This window comes from Chitinispirillales bacterium, from assembly GCA_031254455.1.
In the GTDB taxonomy this organism is placed as follows: Bacteria; Fibrobacterota; Chitinivibrionia; order Chitinivibrionales; family Chitinivibrionaceae; genus WRFX01.
This window is the reverse complement of record JAIRUI010000082.1, coordinates 13,627-32,245: the sequence shown is the minus strand read 5'-3', so window position 1 is coordinate 32,245 and position 18,619 is coordinate 13,627. Positions and strand designations below refer to the sequence as shown.

Sequence of the window (18,619 nt, the reverse complement as noted above, 5' to 3'; positions counted from 1 at the left end):
ATTTCAGTATTAGGCTCGCTGGGAGTTTGTTAGAGGTTTGAGGGGGTGGGGGGGGGGGTGGGGTGGGTGGTAAATTCTAATTTCACCGTTATGTTTGCGTAAACAGTTTGCGCTGCGTTAAAAAGCGCTAAGAAAAATGATTTTGTTTTTGCCGTCTTATTCATTGTCGCCGCGTTTCTAATTTTGGTTTAGTCAACATTCGTTATTATAAATAATATAATATTTGTTTTACAGCGTTCGCTCGGATTTTTTATTTTTCTGAATTTTTGTTTTATACATAATTCGTCCGTAAATTTGTGACGACGATTTGTTTTTTTTGACGCCAAAAATTATTTTTCTGAAAGATCTTTACGAAAATCGGAGAAAGTATGCTTTCAAAAAGAGTAATTTCCTGCCTCGACGTTCGCGACGGAAAACTCGCAAAAAGCGTGAAATTTGTCGATACGCAAGACATAGGCGACCCTGTCGAAAAAGCAAAGGAATATTATCTGCAAGGGCTTGACGAATTGGTTTTTTACGATATAACCGCGTCTATCGACAATCGAAACATTATGCTCGACGTAGTCTCAAAAGTCGCCGAACAGGTTTTCATTCCGTTTTCGGTAGGCGGCGGACTGCGCTGTGTCGATGACTGCTCGAAAGTTCTTTTGGCTGGCGCCGAAAAGATAAATATAAACAGCGCCGCGGTGAAAAATCCAGAACTAATTTCCCAATGCTCCAAAGCGTTCGGAGCTCAGTGCGTCGTTTTATCGATGGACGTAAAAAAAACCGAAAAAACAAAACAAATTCCGTCCGGATACGAAATCGTAATCAACGGCGGACGCACGAACATGGGAATTGACGCGATTGAGTGGGCAAAACGCGGCGAAGATTTGGGCGCAGGCGAATTGGTCGTAAATTCGATTGACGCAGACGGAACAAAAGAAGGCTATGAAATAAATTTAACAAAACAAATCGTGGACGCCGTTTCCATTCCGGTAATAGCCAGCGGAGGAGGAGGAACGCCGGAGCATCTTGCCGAAGCGCTTATAAAGGCGAACGCGGACGCGGTATTGGTCGCAAGTATGCTTCATTACGGACATTATACGGTGGACGATATAAAAAAACACTTGATTTCGCAAGGGATTAAGGTAAGAAACACGATTAATGCGAGTAAAGCATGCAAGTAATTTCCGATACAAAGACGCTTCAAAGCGTAATCGCCGAACATAAAAAGCGACAAAAAAAAATCGCTCTTGTTCCTACAATGGGCGCATTGCACGAAGGGCATTTGAAATTGATTGACCGAGCGAAAACACTTGGAGACTTGGTTGTCGTCAGCATTTTTGTCAATCCCGCGCAATTTGCGCCAAACGAGGACTACGAAAAATATCCGCGCGAATTTGAAAGCGATTGCCAAAAGTGCGAAAACAGAGGTGCGGATTTTGTTTTTGCGCCAAGAATCGAAGATATGTATCCGAACGGATTCGATACGAAAATAAACTGCGGAGAAATAACAACTTTGCTTGAAGGTGCGGCGCGTCCGGGTCATTTCGACGGAGTTTGCACTGTCGTTCTCAAATTATTCAACGTTTCACTTGCCGATTTTGCAGTTTTCGGACAAAAAGACGCTCAGCAAGTTATGGTAATCAAGCAAATGGTTCGCGATTTGAACGCGCCGATAATTATTGACGTTCATCCTATAGTCAGAGAAGACGACGGCTTGGCGAAAAGTTCGCGAAACGCCTATCTCACGGCAAACGAGAGAGCGGAAGTTTATATGATTTACGAAGGGCTTGTTAAGTTATCGGAATTTTCTAAAGACGATAAAAATAAAAACAGCCAAAAACTTAAAGAATTTTTGCAAAAATATTACCTGTCGGCAAAATATTTTTCGGTAGAATATATAGCGATAACGGATTTTTCCGCGCGAAAAGTCGATGGGAATATTTTTGAGAAAGACGTTTTAATTTCGCTCGCCGTGCGCACAACCCAAAGCAAAACCCGACTGATCGATAATGTCGTAATTAATTTATAAAATCCGAACCGAAAGACAAAATACTAATTATTTGAATTTTAACCAAATCTTTTCGCATACATAAATTATATTTTATAAAAATTACAGAAAAATTCAAGGAAGCGGTATATTATCTTTTTTACAAAAACAATTAAAAAGGAATATTTATGTTAAACAAAATCATCAAAACCGTCGTCTTGACGGCGGCCGTTGTTGCAACAACAGCGCAGGCTATTCCAATTACGTTGATGTCCACGACGCAAGGACCTAATATTATCGCGGACGAAAACGGAGGATCGGGATTTACATTTCCGACATTTAACGGAGGAACGGCTGCTTTTGATGACGTAAAAGAAGATTTAAAGGTTTTTGTCTGGTACAATTCAACCGAACAATGGATCGATTTGGACGGCAATGCCGAAAGCGGCTGGATTTACAACCAAAACTGGGGACATTTTTGGGAAGGCGGAGGAGGGTTTTGGTTCCATGTAGAAAGAACGACTTATATAAAATTGCAATCGGCTGCTTCGTCCGGCGTTTATCTTGATTATACGATAATTTACGACGTTCCGGAAAGAGTAGGCAACAATCTTTCAGCAAAAAACGGACAGACGACAATGAACGCCGGCGGCGAAGGGAATATCGGCGTTCAATTTCCATTTATCGGCGGAACTCCCGCGAGATCTGCGGACATTGAGAAATTTGTTTATGAAATAAGAATAAACGACGATTGGGTGGAACTTTACAATTCGGCGGCAAGCGGTTTTTACTATTCAAGCAACGGATATAATCCTATGTCGGATAAAAACCAATGGGCTGTTTACTATGAAGGCGGAGGAGGACTCTGGTTTAAGCCGGTTCAGGAGGATTATCGGTTTCGTATAGGATACCCCGCAGACGGGATAAAGGGCGGCGCTATAGATAACAATTACGTGGAGTACTCTTTTACAGGCAATCCCGACGCCTATCGTCCCGACGTATCCAATCTCGGTAATATTGCGCTGGGAACTTCGACAAATTCCGATATTGCCGGCTGGAGATTGATTTGGAACGATGAATTTAACGAAAATTCTTTAAACAGAGACAAATGGGATTACGACATCGGGTATTATATTAACGACGACCCGAACACCTGGGGCTGGGGCAATGACGAACTTGAATATTATACCGACAGTGAGAAAAATATTTTTGTAGAAGACGGGCGATTGAATTTAAAAGCGTTGCACGAACCGAAAGCGTTCCCGCAAAATCCGAGCCGCCAAGCGCCGTATTCTTCCGGCAAAGTTGTTACTAAAGGTAAGTTTGCGTTTAAGTACGGAAGGATTGATTTTTGTGCAAAACTTCCGGCTGGCAACGGATTGTGGCCCGCATTATGGATGCTTCCTCAAGACGACGCTTACGGCGGATGGGCGGCTTCCGGCGAAATCGATGTGATGGAAGCCAGAGGACGTTTGCCTGGCGAAAGCAGCGGAGCCGTACATTTCGGCGGAGGATGGCCTGAAGACAAGTATATCGGAAACGACTATTATTTTGAGAACGGGCAACGGATAGATACGGATTTCCACGTCTATAGCGTCGTTTGGGAAGAAGATAACATTAAATGGTACGTTGACGGAAAATGTTTTTACAAAGCAACGAACGAACAATGGTACTCGCTTGGCGCGCACGACAATAAAAACGCTCCTTTCGACCAAGATTTTTTCATAATAATGAATCTTGCGGTAGGCGGAAAATTTGACGGCGGACAAACGCCGAACGCCGGAGATATTCCTGCGACGATGCAAGTGGATTATGTCCGTGTTTACAAGGCGGACGGTAACGGCAGTACTCCGATAAACAACGCCGCGACAAAAAAGGTCGGTAAAGATTATGCATTTGCAGGAATAAAAAACGGACAGATTAATCTTCGCCTTAAAGAAGGTGCTTACACCGTAGAACTTTATAACTTGCAAGGTCGTATAATCGACAAAGTTAACATCAGCGCGACAAACGGCGTCAATGCGACAGGATTGAAAACGAACAACCTTTCAAAAGGTATGTTTATTCTGAATGTTAAGCAAGCGGACGCGTCTATACTGCGGCGTAAAATTATGATTGAGTGAATTTGAGCAAAAATTTTTGTCCAAGACTACTTAAAAACGATATACGTCCTTATAAATGAAATTCACTCATAAAGCAGTATCTACTTGCGGAACGTTGACAATAGTTATTATTTTTTAGGCGTATGAGGAAAATAAGATGAAAATAGGTATTTTAGGTGCGGGAAGTTGGGCGATTGCGTTATCGACATTGCTTGAAAATAACGGGCATACTTTAAATTTATGGGAATTTAACGAAAAAGAAGCGCGGCTTTTACGTGAAAAACACGAGCACCCTGTTAAGCTTCCGGGAATTAAAATTCCGGAAAGCGTAACGATTACTTCCAAAATAGGAGACTTGTTTGAAGACAGCGAATATGTAATTATCGCAGTTCCGGCACAATTCGTCAGAGCGACAATGAAAATGCTTTTAAAAGAAATCTCAATAAAAAAAATTGATTCGATCTGTGGTTGGGTTATCGTTTCAAAGGGAATAGAAATAGGAAGCAACGCAGTGTTAACGGATGTAATTATGCAGGAAATTTCGCATATTACAATGGATAAACTTGCTGTATTATCAGGTCCTTCGCACGCAGAAGAAGTCGGACGCAAACTTCCGACGACCGTAGTTGCGGCTTCTACAAACAACAAACTTGCAGAAAAAATACAACAGATTTTCTCAAACAAATATTTCAGAGTTTATACATCACAAGACGTTATCGGCGTCGAACTTGCAGGAAGCGTAAAAAACGTTATTGCGGTTGCGGCGGGCGCTTGCGACGGTCTTGGTTACGGCGACAACACAAAAGGCGCTCTGCTTACCCGCGGAATCGCCGAAATGGTTCGTTTGGGTTTAAAAATGGGCGCTCAAGAGCACACTTTCAGCGGACTTGCAGGTTTTGGCGATTTAATTACAACGTGCTGTTCAAAATATTCCAGAAACAGAAATTTTGGAGAACTCATAGCAAGCGGACTCAGTTTGCAGGAAGCGCTTCAAAAAATGACAATGGTCGCCGAAGGAGCGACAACCGTGAAATCCGTTTATGCGCTTTCGCAGAAAATGAGCGTTGATATGCCTATAACCGCCGAAGTTTACAACGCGTTATATAAAGGAAAAAATCCGCAGGACATCGTAACCAATTTGATGACGCGAGAACTAAAAGCCGAAAGAGTCGTATGATAACTGGAATCGGTGTCGATATTTGTAGCGTCGAACGTATGAAAAAAGTGTTATCCAAGCCGCATTCGCAAAATTTCAAGAAAAAAGTTTTCTGCGAAAGCGAAATTGAATATTGCAAAAAAATGGGCGACAATCCCGTACATTTTGCGGCTCGATGGGCAATAAAAGAAGCGTTCTACAAAGCGCTTCCGTACGAAATTCAGGATATTTCCGGATGGCGGTCAATAGAGTACATAAACTTTGAACAAGCGCGCCCGTTTATTCGCATAACAGACGAAAAACTTTCAAAAGCGCTGCATTCTTTGGGTATTTCAAAAATACATTGTTCGGTAAGTCACGAAAAAGAATATTGCGTTGCGCAAGTAGTGTTGGAAAAATTATAATTTTTTGGATAGAACAAAGTAGTAATTATGATGATATACATTTTGCTTTTTATTTTTGCGTGGAGCATATCGTTTTTGTGTTCGGGTTTTGAGATAGGTTTCTTATCGGTAAACGAACTTAAAATAAACGCTCTTGTAAATCGAAAAAACAAATTCGCTCAAATTACCGCACTGCTTCTCAACGATAAAGAAAAAGCGCTTACAACACTACTCATAGGCAATAATATTGCACTGGTTTTAATGACATTTGCATTTGGCGCAATAACTATGAAATTTTTCAGCAAAGGATTTCCCGATACGATTGAAAATATAATTTTGACAATAATAGTTTTTGCAACTTGTGAATTATTTCCAAAATCGCTCTTTAGAATTTATTCTTTTGAGCTAACGAACAAATTAAGTTTTTTGATTTATGCCGCATATATAATTCTTTATCCTGTTTCATGGTTCTTTATGCAGATTTCTCAGAAATTTAACCCCAAAAAAGGAATGGAACAAAAAAATTATCAATTAAACGAAGTGGCGCAAGAAGGTGCGAGAAGGCGTTTGCTTCCTTTGGGAGTATCAATTTTGGTTAATAATTTTCAAAACAAAAAACTCAGATTTTGTGACATTTGCAAAAATATACGCTCCACAAAATATTGCGGTGTAAAAAATTTTCGCATAAATTTAACACAATCCGTTGATACGCTTATAGAAAGTAACATCCTTTGGAATTACGACACTGTTGAATGTACTGACGCTGTAAACACCGTGTATTACACAACTTCCGCGATATTGGATTCTTTTTTCCTAAATCTCACAAAAGAAAAAAATGTAAATAAAATGCCTATATTGTCCTGCCATTTAATATTTTATCCCTTATTATAGTTTTATTTGTGAGGTTGAGATCAAAAATATTTGTTTAGTGTTTTTAAGAAAAGAAAATGTCAAACATCCTTTTATAATAAATATTAATGTGCCGATGTTATGTTTTTTGATTTTGCCCGCCATAATGATTATTGTATTGTCGGGAGTTGGGTTTTACAAATCGGCGTTGCTGATTACGGGGAATGTGGCATATCAAAAAGAAAATCTGAAATACAAAAATTTGGTTGCGAGAATTGATTCGTTAGAAAATACGGTAAAACTTGAATCAAAATTAATGGACAGAATTTCAAATATAGAAAATGATTTATCACTTTCTTATGGAATTTCCGTGCTTAGTGAAGACATAAAAAAAATGGGAATCGGCGGGCGTCTTTCAATTCAGGAAAAAGCGCGGCTTCTAATCGGATCTCCGCTTGAAAACAAGGTTCTTGATATTGAAGAAACTATTTTAAGCAATAAACGTCAGTTTGATTTCTTGAAAGATCGTTTGAAAACAGTAAACGAAATTGCCGAAAAGCAGAAAATTTATTTATCGGAAAAGCCGTCGATTTACCCTGTTTTTGGGAGAATTACATCCGAATTCGGTAACCGTGTACATCCTATTTTTGAAGGAACTTCTTTTCATGAAGGAATTGATATCGCAAATTTGATGTGGACGCCGGTAATAGCGACAGCCGACGGCATATGTACGTATTCCGGAGTAAGAGGAAGTTATGGACTTATGGTTGAAGTTACACATAGAAGCAGCGGTAGCGTAACTCGTTACGCGCACTTAAAAAATGCCAATATAAAGGTTGGCGATATGGTAAAAAGATACGATATAATAGGCAATGTCGGGAGTTCGGGAGTAAGTACCGGACCGCATTTACATTATGAAGTTCGCGTTGGCGGAAGAGCAAGCAATCCGAGACTTCATATGATTGACAATAACTCTGATTATATAATCGACTAAACAAACTTTTAGCAAATTATGATTCGTGCCGACTTGCACATTCATTCCTGCCTTTCGCCATGCGGCGACCTTGAAATGGGACCTTACGATATCGTTGAGCGGGCAATTAAGCAAAATCTTACCCATATAGCTTTAACTGACCATAACACTGCGCGGAACTGCGAAGCGTTTGCAACTATCGCAAAAAAGTCTGGTTTAGGATTCATTCCCGGAATAGAGGTAACCACGGCTGAAGAAGCTCATATCGTTTGTTTGTTTAATTCGCTTAAAAACGTATTCGTCTTCGGTTCACTCATAGAGGATTCTCTTTGGAAAGTACCGTTAAATGCTGAGAAAATGGGCGAACAAATTGTAATAAATTGCGATGAAGAAATAATAGGAGAAGTCGATTTTTATTTGTCGGTCGCTTCGTCGTATTCGGTAAATGACATTGTGCAAATGGCGATTCGCTACGATGGAATCGCTTTTCCTGCGCACACAGATAAACCGGTTTTCAGTATTTTGACACAATTGGGTTTTTTGCCGGATTTGCCGTTTTCTGCGGTCGAAATTTCATCCGGTTTTGTGCGGAAAAACTACAACAATTATTATAATTACAATAGAATTAACCCGAATATGCAGATTATTACCTCCTCCGACAGTCATTTTTTACATACAGTCGGAACATCCGGCATTGAAATTGATACGGAAAGTAACGATTTATTCGGCATCTTGAAAGAATTGAAAAATCAAAAAAACGATAAAATTAAATGTTTTGCAAAGGAAATTTGTGAGTAAAACTCGAGATATTTTTGTTGAATTTTTGAAAAAAAAGTTTAACGGTGAAGAATTGAATCAAATTACGCAGAAGTTTGACGTTTATTTTTCGCAACTTGTCGAAATTAACTCAAAAATCAATTTGTTTTCGCGCCAAACAAATATTGACGATTTATGGACGATTCATTTTTTGGATTCCCTTTTAATTTTAGATGTTATTGATTTGGGAAACAAAACTATCTGCGATTTCGGCACAGGCGGCGGATTACCTGGAATTCCACTCGCGATAATTTATCCGAACAGTGAAATCTTTTTACTCGACAGTAAACAAAAAAAATTGTCGGCAATCGAAAAAATGCTTGATGAAATCGGTATTAAAAATTGCAAAACAATTCACACAAGGATTGAAAATATTGAAAAAAAATTTGATAATTTTTTTGACGTCTTGACTTGTCGTTCGGTAAAAATTCTTCCCGAATTTGTAAATCCGATAAGAAAAATCATGAAGAAAAACGGTAAAATATTCATATACAAAAGCATAATTTTAGACGACTTGAATTTGTTTGAAAGTAAAAAATTTTATGATGTCGGCAGAAGCGAAATCGGCAAACGGATTATTGCGGAAATTAATCCGGATTCTAAATATCCTAATTAAATAAAAAAGTTCTTGACAATTTGATATACAAATAAATATATTTCCAAATAAGTGTAATGCCAAATATGTTCAATAGGAGTTTTTATGCAACAGTATATTGACGACGAATTTGACAGTGATGAACATTTAATAGACAAGGATTCTATTCCGCTTGCCGACGACGACGGTGACAATACTGAACTTCAGGAGTTGGCTTTTGAATCGAAGTTTGACAGGAATGCACATTTTAGCGATATGGTTGAAGATCTCACCGCCATCGAAGATTGGGCATGAAAGTAAATGTCCGAACTGAAATTTTTTGTTTCAGATTTTCATTTCGGTTCAAATATAATAGACGACGGGATTTCAACATCGCTGTTTGACAGGTTTTGTTCTTCGCTTCCGTACGGTTCTAATTTATATATTCTCGGCGACCTTTTTGATTTCTGGATTGAACATAGATACACGGTTCGCGCCGATTTCGCTAAAATTTATTCTATTTTCATCAATGCAAAAAAACATGGAATAAAGATATTTATTGTTCGCGGGAATCATGATTTTATGTATGGAGACTTCTTGAAAAAACTTGGAATTGAAAGTATTAACGACATGTTTGAATTTGAAATAGCCGAAAAAAAAGTATGTTGTTTACATGGCGATGAAATTTTTGAAGATCCGGCTTACAACGTAATGAAATCGGTTTTTAGAAATAAGATTCTGCAATCCTTATACAAAAGCATTCATCCGACATTCTCCATCAGCTTAGCACAAAGCGTCAGCAAATTAAGCCGAAAAAAAAACAAAAAATCTGTCACATCTTTTGAACGAAAAGAAAGATATCGAAAGTATGCCGCGGATTTTTCTAACAAAAAAAATTACGATATTTTAATAATGGGGCACTCGCATATTTGTGATTTGGTTCGAATAAATTCAAAAATTTATGCAAACAGCGGCGTTTGGTTTGAAAAGCCGACTTACGTTTTAATCGATGAAAATAAGATATTTCTGAAAGAATTTTTCGGCGACCTTGAAAGCGACGCCGTTTTAGAGGAAGTGGAGATATGAACATAAAAATAATTACAATAATTATAGTTACTGTAATCCAAATTTTTGCTGAAATTGTTGAAATTAAATCAACGGACGTTTTTCAAAACGTACTGAAACAGCCGAATAAATTGATGGTTTTTGATATGTACGCCGACTGGTGTAAGCCATGTAAAATGCTTGAACCGATTCTATTGACGATTTCCGACGAGAAAAAAAATGTGCAGTTTTACAGAATAGATATAGAAAAAAACCGCGAAATTGCGGCAGCATTCAGCGCTACGAACATTCCGCTTGTCGTGTATTTCAAAAACAACGAATTTTTGGGCAAAACCGTTGGACTTTACCAGAAAGAATATTACGTTAAAATCATTGATTATTTGGAAAAGAATTAGTTTTTTAGCAGGAAGTTAGTCGATTTAACCGCGCCGTTTTGTGAGACGTTCAAAAGATAAATTCCGTCGGCAAAATGCTTTTTGTTTAATGCGACAAAAACCTCTTTCGCGCTTGCCGTCTGCGAAAAAAGGATCCGTCCTTTACAGTCGGAAACTGTTATTTTGGCGGGATTCACATTTGAAAGAAAAATTCTAAGCGTCCTGTTTTGCAATGAAAACAAGAAATCGGGTTTTGCTGTTTTTACTACTTTTGCGCTTATCGTCGAATGAATATTTTTCGTAGATTCGTAAAATTGTTCGGCAAGTGCGTTAAGCAATGAGTGCGGGTGTGACGTAGGAACGTCAAGCCCCAATTCCCAAATCATAATTCCGCCGTAGCCGCCGTCTATCGCCCATTTCGCTTTTTTCTTCAATAAATTTTGTCCGTTGAAATAAATTATTCCGTTATGTGCGCCGCGAAAGCCCATATAAGTATTTTCAATATCAATCCAAAGTTTGTCGTTTTGGGTTACGATAATCGAATCTTGTTCTGGCGACAAATCAAACAGGGAATCCAAAATGAAATAAATAAGATAATCGTTTTGATACCAATTCCATTGAGAAGAATCCGTGATATTTTTCGCATGCCACCAATTTATATCGTAATAGTATCTTTTATTGTTGTCGAAATCCCATCCGTGGCCATAAAACGGCGCTCCGAAAACCAACTTTTCTTTCGGCAAACGTTTGCTCCAAGTATTAGCGGCTTCAAGTTGATCGTCAAAACCGGAATCGTTGCGAATATCGCCACGCCACCACATATGCAAGTCGTAAATCATAATGTTTATCCAATCTAAAGCAGACAAAAAATTATCAGTCCAGAGTTGATCGTTTGTCGCTCCTACTGCGGAAGTTAAATAAAAATCGTTGCCCAAAGTATCACGCAGTTCTTTCGTCAAAAGAGTGTATTCTTCGCTGTAAAACGGATGCTCGACATCCCAGCCGCCTTCCAAATCCAGGTCTAAGCCGTCAAAGTTATGAGAAATTAAATACTGTTTTATCTGTTTTGAGAAATTTGTTCTTGCCGTTGGTGATTTTGTCATTTCCCAGCCGTCTTGCGACGAGCCAAGCGAAATGAAAACTTTTACGCCGTTTCGTTTTGAACGGGCGATTATAGTGTCCGCCGCTTGTTCGTGTGACCACGGGGAAGCGGTCAAATCTTCTGGAATTGTTAAATTCCCGTTCGCGTCGGAATTTATGAAAGCGACAATTGCATGCGTGATTTTTGAAAAGTCGATTTTGTTTATTTCCCGCTCGTTCGTACATGACGGGTCGCCGTTAAGTCCGCTGTTCCACGTCGGAATGTATCCGACGAGTTTGTATCCGGCGTATTTTTCCGCACAGAAAGAATTTATGCAAAAAAGCAAAACGATAAAAACAAATGGAAATTTCTCCATAAATTACCCTGCAATTATTTTAGGTTTTTGTTTTTGCTTAATCGCTTCTTGTGTCAAAATCACCCGCTTAACCGAAAGTATTGCCTCGCCTATAGCGGCTTTTAATTCGTTTGTCGATTTTTTGTCGAGCGCAGAAACGAATTTCGCATTTGGATATTCTTTTTCAATTTCTATTCTGTCAAACGGATTTTCAAGCAAGTCCTCTTTATTGAAAATTATCACAACCGGTTTGTTTCCCGCCCCCAAATCGGCAATTACTTCACGCACGACTTGCATTTGCTGTTTATACCATTTTGTAGAGGCATCCATAACAATTAAAAGCAAATCAGCCTCTACGAGCGTTTCAAGCGTGCTTCTGAAAGAAGCGACCAAATGGTGCGGAAGCTTTCGCAAAAATCCGACAGTGTCACTCATAACAATATCGCCTGCGCCGACAATGTGCGTTCTTCGAGTGCTTGTATCCAAAGTCGCAAAAAGTTTATTTTCAACCAATACGTCGCTTCCGCAAATCATGTTGAGAAGTGTACTTTTACCGACATTTGTGTAACCGACCAACGCGCATAAAAAAGTACTTTCCCGCAATTTGCTCTGTGTTTGGCGGATTTTTTCAATTTTTTTCAATCGGTCTTTAAGTTGTGAAATTTTTTTTTGAACTATGCGTCTGTCTGTCTCTAACTGCGTTTCTCCTGGTCCGCGTGTTCCAACTCCCGCGTGCATTCTTGACAAATGCGCCCACATATTGGTAAGACGCGGATACAATGTTTCAAGTTGCGCTAATTCTACCTGAATTTTTGCTTCCGCCGTACGTGCGTGAAGTGAAAAAATATCCAAAATCAACTGACTCCTGTCGATTATTTTTTTTTCGACAATTTCCTCTATATTTTGTATTTGGCTCGGGCGAAGTTCCGCGTCAATCACAAGAGTTTCACAGTCGTTTTCTTCCATAACTTGCTTGATTTCTTTTAATTTCCCGCTCCCAAAATATGTTGAAGCGAGCGGCTTTTGAGTTTTTTGAACGATTGTTTGAACTACTTGCGCTCCGGCAGTGGTGCAGAGCAATTCCATTTCAGCCAAATCCTCGTCAAAAATATCTTTCGGCGTTTGCGAAATATGAAGCCCCGCAAGTACTGTTTTTTCAATTTTAGGCGTCTTATCAGACATTTTTTCCCTTTTTAACGATTCAAAAATGAAAATACGGCAATAATTCTAAAACTAAGAGAAGTCGTCCAAATCCAAAATTGTTTGAACATCCAATTCTTCTCGTCGATAATCGTATTCGGTTTGCAGTAGAAATTCTATTCGCAGAAGATAATTTATTATGGAATTCAGAGTTTTGCTCAAAACTTGAAACAAAACGAAAAGCATTATCAAAACGAATCCGCTTATAAGATAGTAATTGCTCATTTTCCCCCAAAGCGATAATATTTTATATATAATATATATTTTCTTCCTTTCAAAAAAAGTATTTTTACATAAAAAAAGTATTTTTATATAAAAAAGACAAAGGGGCAAAATGAATTTACTAAAAGAAAAAAATCCGGCAGCTGTCATTAAATTCGTATACGAAGACGAAAAAAAAATTGTCGATTTTAACGGAGAAGCAATGACTATCGCCGAAAGATATGAAGACGGAAATTTAGTCGTTTATTCAGGACTTGGAAAAGAAAAAGATAATTTATTAACATTTGCCGATTCGGCAGCGGAAGCAGTCCGCAGAATTAAGAAACTAAAAAAAACAAGCGTAGAGATAATTCTACCGCAAAACAGCCAAGATTTTGCCGAATTTGCCGTAGAATCCGTTGTATTGGCGAATTACTCTTTTGACAAATATTTATCGAAAAAACCGACCAAAATCGAAAATCTTCATATAAATTTATATGCGGAAAATTTGAACTGGGATAAATTGGAACAGGTAAAAATCATTGCGGAATCAGTGAATTACGCTCGCGATTTGATTAATGAAAACGCCGTAGTAATTACTCCCGAATTTTTGGCGAACGAAGCCAAGATCGTCGCAAAATCCAACAAAAATATGAAAATCGAAATTCTTGACGAAAAAGAAATTCAAGAGAAAGGGCTTGGGCTCTTGTGGGCGGTAGGAAAAGGATCGGCGACTTTCCCGCGTCTTATAGTGGTTTCATATAAAGGAAACGAAAACAGTGAAGAATTTTGTGCGTTGGCAGGAAAAGGATTGACATTCGACAGCGGCGGATTGAATCTTAAACCATCCGGTTCTATTGAAGACATGAGACACGATATGAGTGGAGCGGCGGCAGTTTTGGGGGTTCTGAAAGCGGCATCCAAAATAAACCCAAAAGTAAACTTTTTGGCTGTTATTCCGGCCGCTCAAAGCGCAATCGGAAAAGACGCGTATTTTGTAGGCGATGTATATAAAAGTTACTCGGGAAAATTTGTTGAAGTGCTAAACACAGACGCTGAAGGACGTTTAATTTTAGCAGACGCTTTTGAATACGTATTAAAAAATTACAAACCTAAAGAAATTGTTGACATTGCTACTCTTACCGGCGCAATAGTAATTGCTTTAGGTAACACCATCGCAGGAATGTTTTCAAATAACGACGAATTAGCGCAAAAATTGTTTAATTCCGGCGAAAAAACAGGTGAGCGGCTGTGGAAAATGCCTATTCGACCGGAACATCGCGAAGCGATAAAAAGTGACATTGCCGATGTTTTAAACACTTCCACGATAAAACGCTGTGCAAGTTCGATTACGGCGGCGGCTTTTCTTGAATTTTTCGCCGGACACACTCCATGGTGTCACTTGGATATTGCAGGAACTGCTTGGAACGAAAGTTCGGCAAAAGGAATAAATCCGAAATACGCTACCGGTTTTGGCGTTCGTCTATTGTGGGATTTTATCTCAAATTAACAAAAGTCGAATGAAAACGGATAAAATTCTTTTTTTATGCCAAGATTTAACTATCGTAAACCGCAAAAGTTGTTTAAAAATCCCAAATTTTTTGCTGAAACGAGGTGAAACGTGGGTAATACTTGGACAAAACGGCGCGGGAAAATCACAATTTGCACAAATTCTTGGCGGCAAAAAAATTGATTTTTGCGGAAAAGTTAAAAGTTTCGGCAGAAGCGTTTTAGTTTCGTTTGAAAAAATAAACGAAACTATAGAAAACGACCGCCAAGACGACGCTTATATTTCTGAAAGTAACTTTTTATCACCCGGACAAAAGGTTTGCGATTTTTTTAAAATCTCAAATTTGCGAATTTTGGACGAATTTATGCAAAAATTCAATATTTTTCATACAAGAAATACATCGATTCGCCATTTATCGACAGGAGAACTTGCAAAAATTCTTATAATCGCCGCGCTTTGTGAAAATCCCGATATTCTGGTTTTGGACGAACCGTTTGACGGACTTGATACAAAAAGTTGCGGCGAACTTTTGCAAATAATAGAAAATTTTATAGATAAAAAAGTCGCTGTAATCATGTTTCTGAACAGAATTCAAGAAATTCCCGCCTGCGCCTCACATTTAGCGTTTATCGAAAAAGAGCGTTCGTTTTTAGTAGCCGGAAAAAGAGAAATTGTCGAGAAATCCAAAAAATTTCAACGTTTATTGCATTTTCAAAACGAAAAAATTCAAGAAATTCCACAAAAAATCACTCAAGATTCTCCAATTTTATACGAAAATTACGCTGTTTTGAAAAATGTATGCATAAAATATGGTGAAAAAATAGTACTTGATAACCTGAATTGGACGTTGAAAAGAGGCGAACATTGGTACATTTTCGGTCCGAACGGCTGTGGAAAATCCACTTTGCTTTCAATTATTAGCGGCGATAACCCACAATCGTTTGCTAACGATATCGAACTTTTCGGCAAAAAACGCGGACAAGGCGAGACAATTTGGGAAATTAAAAAAAATGTCGGAATAGTCTCTACACTTTTTCACAGAGATTATAGGGTTTCGATTTCGGCGTTGAACGTAATAATTTCAGGATTTCACGATACGATAGGAATTTACAAAAAACCGAGTTTAAGTGAAATTCACGCGGCAAATCGCTGGTTAGAACTTGCGGCAATGAAAAACGCGGCAAAAGAATCTTTTGCAAATTTATCTTACGGTGAGCAGCGCTTACTTTTAATTTTGCGCGCCATGGTGAAACATCCGCCTATTTTGATTTTAGACGAACCGTGCTTTGGTCTTGACCCGTTTAATCGAGAATTGGTATTGAATCTGGTAGAAATTCTTGCGTCGTCAAACACAACGAGCGTACTTTTTGTAAGTCATCATGAAGAAGATGTAATAAAAAACATAAAAAACCGATTGGAATTTGTTCAGTCGAAAAATGGATACGATATCATCGAAAAGAGGATAAATTGAGTGACAAAGAAATTTTTGACTTTATAGACGAAATTTACAAAAACGATAAAGAAATTTTGTTTTTTTTAATTCCGCATATAAAAAGCGTTGCAGATTTAGCCGTAAAAATCGCCAAGGAACAAAAAGCCGATGTCGATTTTGTTCATCGCGCTTCGCTTTTGCACGACATAGCAATTTTAATGACAAACGTACCGAAAATCCACTGCAAAGGCTCTGCGCCTTATATTCAACACGGAATTCTTGGGAAAAAACTGCTTGAAGAACACGGATATATTCGCGAAGCATCTGTCGCGCAGACTCATATAGGGGTTGGAATTTCCGCAAATCATATTATAAAGAACAAACTGCCGCTGCCTCCAATAGATATGATTCCAGCAACGCTTGAAGAAGAAATAATTTCTTATGCCGATTTATTTTTCTCCAAACGCCCTAAAACCTTAACTATCCCCAAAACCATCGAAGAAGTCATACACGATGTAAAACGTTACGGAGACGATTCTTATGAAATTTTTGAGAAATGGCATAAAAAATTTTCAATTTAGAAAAGTCTTAATGATTTCTTTCGCTTTTTCGTAAAGCGCTCTCTTTTTTTCCAAATGTACGCCTATTTTTCTCACAAATTCGTTTTTGTCAAACTCTCCGCGAACTTCTTCAAAATCACCGTCAGCCGTTTTTTCGCTTCCATCAATACCAAAACCGATTTTCATCGTTTCAGAATACTCTTTTTTTGCATCGTCTATAAAACATTTGTCCAATTCTTTTATCGCCATAAACCACTCGTCCAGAAATACGAGAAAATCATTTTTTGTCATATTTTTCATCTGTTTTTCGTAATATTTTCCAATCTCAGAAACGCACCATTCCCACGAAATATCGTCATATTTACTATGCATTTCTTTGAAAGCCGAATCAAATTTTTCAACCGAATTTATTTTGCCGCTTTCAATATTCCTACTAAATTCATCGGCAAAATTTTTTGGAATTATGCAGCCGGCAATATCAAACCAAACAGCGGCTTCGATGATTTTTTGTGGAGACAAAATTTTTTGCAAATCGTTAGCGCTGTTTATTTGACATTTAAGCAATTTGTTCACAAAAACGTTTCCCAAATACTTTACGATTCCCAAACTGTAATAGTGAATTCCGTTTACAAGCGCGTCTTGCGGAATTATAGTTCCGTTAAATTTGTAAATTTGTCCGTTAAATCCGTTTAGAAATTCCTTTGAATTACTTATTTTCATATTGTACAAAATTCTTTTTCCTTCAATCATTTTTGAAACCGAAAACGGATTAAGTAAATTGTAATTTATAAGGTCAAGCGCTTTCCCTTTTCGCTTATCTCGTATTTTCCATTTGTCCGCATCACGAATTGTTCCCATTTTCATTATATTCGTTCCAGGGATCAAAACGCTGTAGCCCGATTGCTCAACCAAATAAGAATACGGCATATTTTTCGTGTCGCAATGGCTGACATGCCTCCCTAAAACTAGCGTAAAAGGTCCTATTCTCGCAGGATATAAAATATAAGAATTTGACGAAGTTTTTGTACCTCTTTCAAATATCCCTTGGTGAACCGGACCCATTTTGTACAAATGATTGCTCTGATTAGAACCGCTTCCCGCGTTGCTGAACAAAAAATATCCGGAAATCAAAAGCGACGATTTATGGTATGTAACGGTGTACGGACCGGCAAAAATTGAGGATGCTTCACCGTGATGCCCGACGAAATTGGCAAAAAACAAAGAATGTTCCGCAGAAAATTCGCGCGATAAGTCACAACCTTCTCCAATAAAACAATGTGAAATAGTAGTTCTATCCAAAAGAGACGAACCTTCGTGAATCAAAAAGTGATCGGCGATTACGCCCGTTCCGATGCGAATCGGAGCCGAAAAGCTGCTTGCGATATTTCCGTTGTGAAGCCGTGCGGAATTCAAAATTTGCGTTGCGTCACCGATATTACAATCGGTAATCGTTCCGGAATTTAAAATTTTAACACCGCGACCAATTTTTCCGGTATCGCTTTCAATCAATTTTTTTACGTTTTCGGCGATTTCTTCCAATTTGCAAATTAAATTTTTATTATGCCGATAAAAAGTCAAAAAATACGCGAATTGAGCTGACATTCCCGTAAAAATCGGAATACTGCGTCCTCCTGTTTCATTGAGTACCGAAACTCTTGTTCCATTTCCGAAAGAAGTTTTTTCGCGAATTTCAATCGTGCCGGTATTCTCTATAACGGTATCGTCGCCGATTTCATAGTTGGCGATGTGCGTACCGATATTTGAAATATAAACCCTGTCCCCTATTGTACAATTATGGATGTAAGCATTATAAATTCCGCATTGTTTTTCAACTGATGAAACCTGTACTTTTTTATCTGTTTCGCCAATTTTTACTTTTCCAGAAAAATGTACGTTTCGGCAAAATCTTGCACTAAAATTTTGTACAACTTCCACGTCTTGCCAATTCTCACAAAAACACCCCTGATTTTCAAGAATGTTTATCTCTTCTCCGGTCAAATTTCTGTAATTCAT

At 38.3% G+C, this 18,619-nt stretch carries 18 protein-coding genes and 1 pseudogene; 15 read left to right on the top strand and 4 right to left on the bottom strand.

All coding sequences use genetic code 11. The annotated features are described in order from the left end of the window. The first annotated feature begins 368 nt into the window (after nucleotides 1-368). The 12 genes and pseudogenes from hisF (at nucleotide 369) to LBH98_06060 (ending at nucleotide 10,288) form a co-directional block, all read left to right on the top strand. Entirely contained in the window at nucleotides 369-1,169 is an 801-nt protein-coding gene (hisF, locus tag LBH98_06115; GenBank protein ID MDR0304326.1) for an imidazole glycerol phosphate synthase subunit HisF, read from the top strand. Then, on the top strand, nucleotides 1,160-2,017 hold the full coding sequence (gene panC / locus LBH98_06110; GenBank protein ID MDR0304325.1) for a pantoate--beta-alanine ligase: 858 nt from the start codon (nucleotides 1,160-1,162) through the stop codon (nucleotides 2,015-2,017). Before hisF ends, panC begins: the two co-directional genes overlap by 10 nt. 146 nt (nucleotides 2,018-2,163) lie before the next feature. After that, nucleotides 2,164-4,098 (top strand): family 16 glycosylhydrolase, encoded by a 1,935-nt coding sequence (locus tag LBH98_06105; protein ID MDR0304324.1) that lies wholly within the window; start codon nucleotides 2,164-2,166, stop codon nucleotides 4,096-4,098. A gap of 136 nt (nucleotides 4,099-4,234) precedes the next feature. Beyond that, a complete protein-coding gene (locus tag LBH98_06100; GenBank protein ID MDR0304323.1) occupies nucleotides 4,235-5,254 on the top strand; it encodes an NAD(P)-dependent glycerol-3-phosphate dehydrogenase in 1,020 nt (339 codons plus the stop codon). Next, nucleotides 5,251-5,637: a holo-ACP synthase gene (gene acpS, locus LBH98_06095; protein ID MDR0304322.1), complete on the top strand. Its 387-nt coding sequence runs from the start codon at nucleotides 5,251-5,253 to the stop codon at nucleotides 5,635-5,637. Before LBH98_06100 ends, acpS begins: the two co-directional genes overlap by 4 nt. 27 nt (nucleotides 5,638-5,664) lie before the next feature. Then, nucleotides 5,665-6,507 (top strand): DUF21 domain-containing protein, encoded by an 843-nt coding sequence (locus tag LBH98_06090; protein ID MDR0304321.1) that lies wholly within the window; start codon nucleotides 5,665-5,667, stop codon nucleotides 6,505-6,507. Nucleotides 6,508-6,859: 352 nt separating this feature from the next. After that, nucleotides 6,860-7,384, top strand: a pseudogene (locus LBH98_06085) (M23 family metallopeptidase). A gap of 93 nt (nucleotides 7,385-7,477) precedes the next feature. Further along, nucleotides 7,478-8,236 (top strand): PHP domain-containing protein, encoded by a 759-nt coding sequence (locus LBH98_06080; GenBank protein ID MDR0304320.1) that lies wholly within the window; start codon nucleotides 7,478-7,480, stop codon nucleotides 8,234-8,236. Then, nucleotides 8,229-8,870 carry a 16S rRNA (guanine(527)-N(7))-methyltransferase RsmG gene (gene rsmG, locus LBH98_06075; GenBank protein MDR0304319.1) on the top strand — a complete coding sequence of 214 codons (642 nt, stop codon included), beginning with the start codon at nucleotides 8,229-8,231 and terminating at the stop codon, nucleotides 8,868-8,870. The genes LBH98_06080 and rsmG overlap by 8 nt, the downstream gene beginning before the upstream one ends. Nucleotides 8,871-8,954: 84 nt before the next feature. Next, nucleotides 8,955-9,143: a hypothetical protein gene (locus LBH98_06070; protein MDR0304318.1), complete on the top strand. Its 189-nt coding sequence runs from the start codon at nucleotides 8,955-8,957 to the stop codon at nucleotides 9,141-9,143. A 6-nt stretch (nucleotides 9,144-9,149) separates the two neighbouring features. After that, nucleotides 9,150-9,914 (top strand): UDP-2,3-diacylglucosamine diphosphatase, encoded by a 765-nt coding sequence (locus LBH98_06065; protein ID MDR0304317.1) that lies wholly within the window; start codon nucleotides 9,150-9,152, stop codon nucleotides 9,912-9,914. Further along, nucleotides 9,911-10,288: a thioredoxin family protein gene (locus LBH98_06060; GenBank protein MDR0304316.1), complete on the top strand. Its 378-nt coding sequence runs from the start codon at nucleotides 9,911-9,913 to the stop codon at nucleotides 10,286-10,288. Before LBH98_06065 ends, LBH98_06060 begins: the two co-directional genes overlap by 4 nt. Here LBH98_06060 and LBH98_06055 read toward each other — a convergent pair. From LBH98_06055 to LBH98_06045, 3 genes are read right to left on the bottom strand one after another with little or no spacing between them, the layout of a single operon-like run. Then, entirely contained in the window at nucleotides 10,285-11,724 is a 1,440-nt protein-coding gene (locus tag LBH98_06055; protein MDR0304315.1) for a T9SS type A sorting domain-containing protein, read from the bottom strand. The two genes, LBH98_06060 and LBH98_06055, sit on opposite strands and share 4 nt — an antisense overlap. 3 nt (nucleotides 11,725-11,727) lie before the next feature. Continuing rightward, on the bottom strand, nucleotides 11,728-12,885 hold the full coding sequence (gene hflX, locus LBH98_06050; GenBank protein MDR0304314.1) for a GTPase HflX: 1,158 nt from the start codon (nucleotides 12,883-12,885) through the stop codon (nucleotides 11,728-11,730). A gap of 51 nt (nucleotides 12,886-12,936) precedes the next feature. After that, nucleotides 12,937-13,128, bottom strand: coding sequence for a hypothetical protein (locus LBH98_06045; GenBank protein ID MDR0304313.1), 192 nt, complete (start codon nucleotides 13,126-13,128; stop codon nucleotides 12,937-12,939). Between the two features lie 109 nt (nucleotides 13,129-13,237). Between LBH98_06045 and LBH98_06040 the strand changes: the two genes are divergently transcribed. From LBH98_06040 to LBH98_06030, 3 genes are read left to right on the top strand one after another with little or no spacing between them, the layout of a single operon-like run. Next, entirely contained in the window at nucleotides 13,238-14,614 is a 1,377-nt protein-coding gene (locus LBH98_06040; GenBank protein MDR0304312.1) for a leucyl aminopeptidase, read from the top strand. 10 nt (nucleotides 14,615-14,624) lie between these two features. Beyond that, complete coding sequence (locus tag LBH98_06035; protein MDR0304311.1) at nucleotides 14,625-16,085, top strand: ATP-binding cassette domain-containing protein; 1,461 nt, start codon at nucleotides 14,625-14,627, stop codon at nucleotides 16,083-16,085. Further along, nucleotides 16,082-16,627: an HDIG domain-containing protein gene (locus LBH98_06030; GenBank protein MDR0304310.1), complete on the top strand. Its 546-nt coding sequence runs from the start codon at nucleotides 16,082-16,084 to the stop codon at nucleotides 16,625-16,627. The genes LBH98_06035 and LBH98_06030 overlap by 4 nt, the downstream gene beginning before the upstream one ends. Here the strand turns inward: LBH98_06030 and LBH98_06025 are convergent. Continuing rightward, nucleotides 16,619-18,619: a DUF4954 family protein gene (locus LBH98_06025; GenBank protein ID MDR0304309.1), complete on the bottom strand. Its 2,001-nt coding sequence runs from the start codon at nucleotides 18,617-18,619 to the stop codon at nucleotides 16,619-16,621. The genes LBH98_06030 and LBH98_06025 overlap by 9 nt on opposite strands.

Coding starts and splice junctions, on each gene's coding strand:
- hisF (MDR0304326.1), top strand. CDS start 369: ATGCTTTCAAAAAGAGTAATTTCCTGCCTCGACGTTCGCGACGGAAAA.
- panC (MDR0304325.1), top strand. CDS start 1,160: ATGCAAGTAATTTCCGATACAAAGACGCTTCAAAGCGTAATCGCCGAA.
- LBH98_06105 (MDR0304324.1), top strand. CDS start 2,164: ATGTTAAACAAAATCATCAAAACCGTCGTCTTGACGGCGGCCGTTGTT.
- LBH98_06100 (MDR0304323.1), top strand. CDS start 4,235: ATGAAAATAGGTATTTTAGGTGCGGGAAGTTGGGCGATTGCGTTATCG.
- acpS (MDR0304322.1), top strand. CDS start 5,251: ATGATAACTGGAATCGGTGTCGATATTTGTAGCGTCGAACGTATGAAA.
- LBH98_06090 (MDR0304321.1), top strand. CDS start 5,665: ATGATGATATACATTTTGCTTTTTATTTTTGCGTGGAGCATATCGTTT.
- LBH98_06080 (MDR0304320.1), top strand. CDS start 7,478: ATGATTCGTGCCGACTTGCACATTCATTCCTGCCTTTCGCCATGCGGC.
- LBH98_06070 (MDR0304318.1), top strand. CDS start 8,955: ATGCAACAGTATATTGACGACGAATTTGACAGTGATGAACATTTAATA.
- LBH98_06065 (MDR0304317.1), top strand. CDS start 9,150: ATGTCCGAACTGAAATTTTTTGTTTCAGATTTTCATTTCGGTTCAAAT.
- LBH98_06060 (MDR0304316.1), top strand. CDS start 9,911: ATGAACATAAAAATAATTACAATAATTATAGTTACTGTAATCCAAATT.
- LBH98_06055 (MDR0304315.1), bottom strand. CDS start 11,724: ATGGAGAAATTTCCATTTGTTTTTATCGTTTTGCTTTTTTGCATAAAT.
- hflX (MDR0304314.1), bottom strand. CDS start 12,885: ATGTCTGATAAGACGCCTAAAATTGAAAAAACAGTACTTGCGGGGCTT.
- LBH98_06045 (MDR0304313.1), bottom strand. CDS start 13,128: ATGAGCAATTACTATCTTATAAGCGGATTCGTTTTGATAATGCTTTTC.
- LBH98_06040 (MDR0304312.1), top strand. CDS start 13,238: ATGAATTTACTAAAAGAAAAAAATCCGGCAGCTGTCATTAAATTCGTA.
- LBH98_06035 (MDR0304311.1), top strand. CDS start 14,625: ATGAAAACGGATAAAATTCTTTTTTTATGCCAAGATTTAACTATCGTA.
- LBH98_06025 (MDR0304309.1), bottom strand. CDS start 18,619: ATGAATTACAGAAATTTGACCGGAGAAGAGATAAACATTCTTGAAAAT.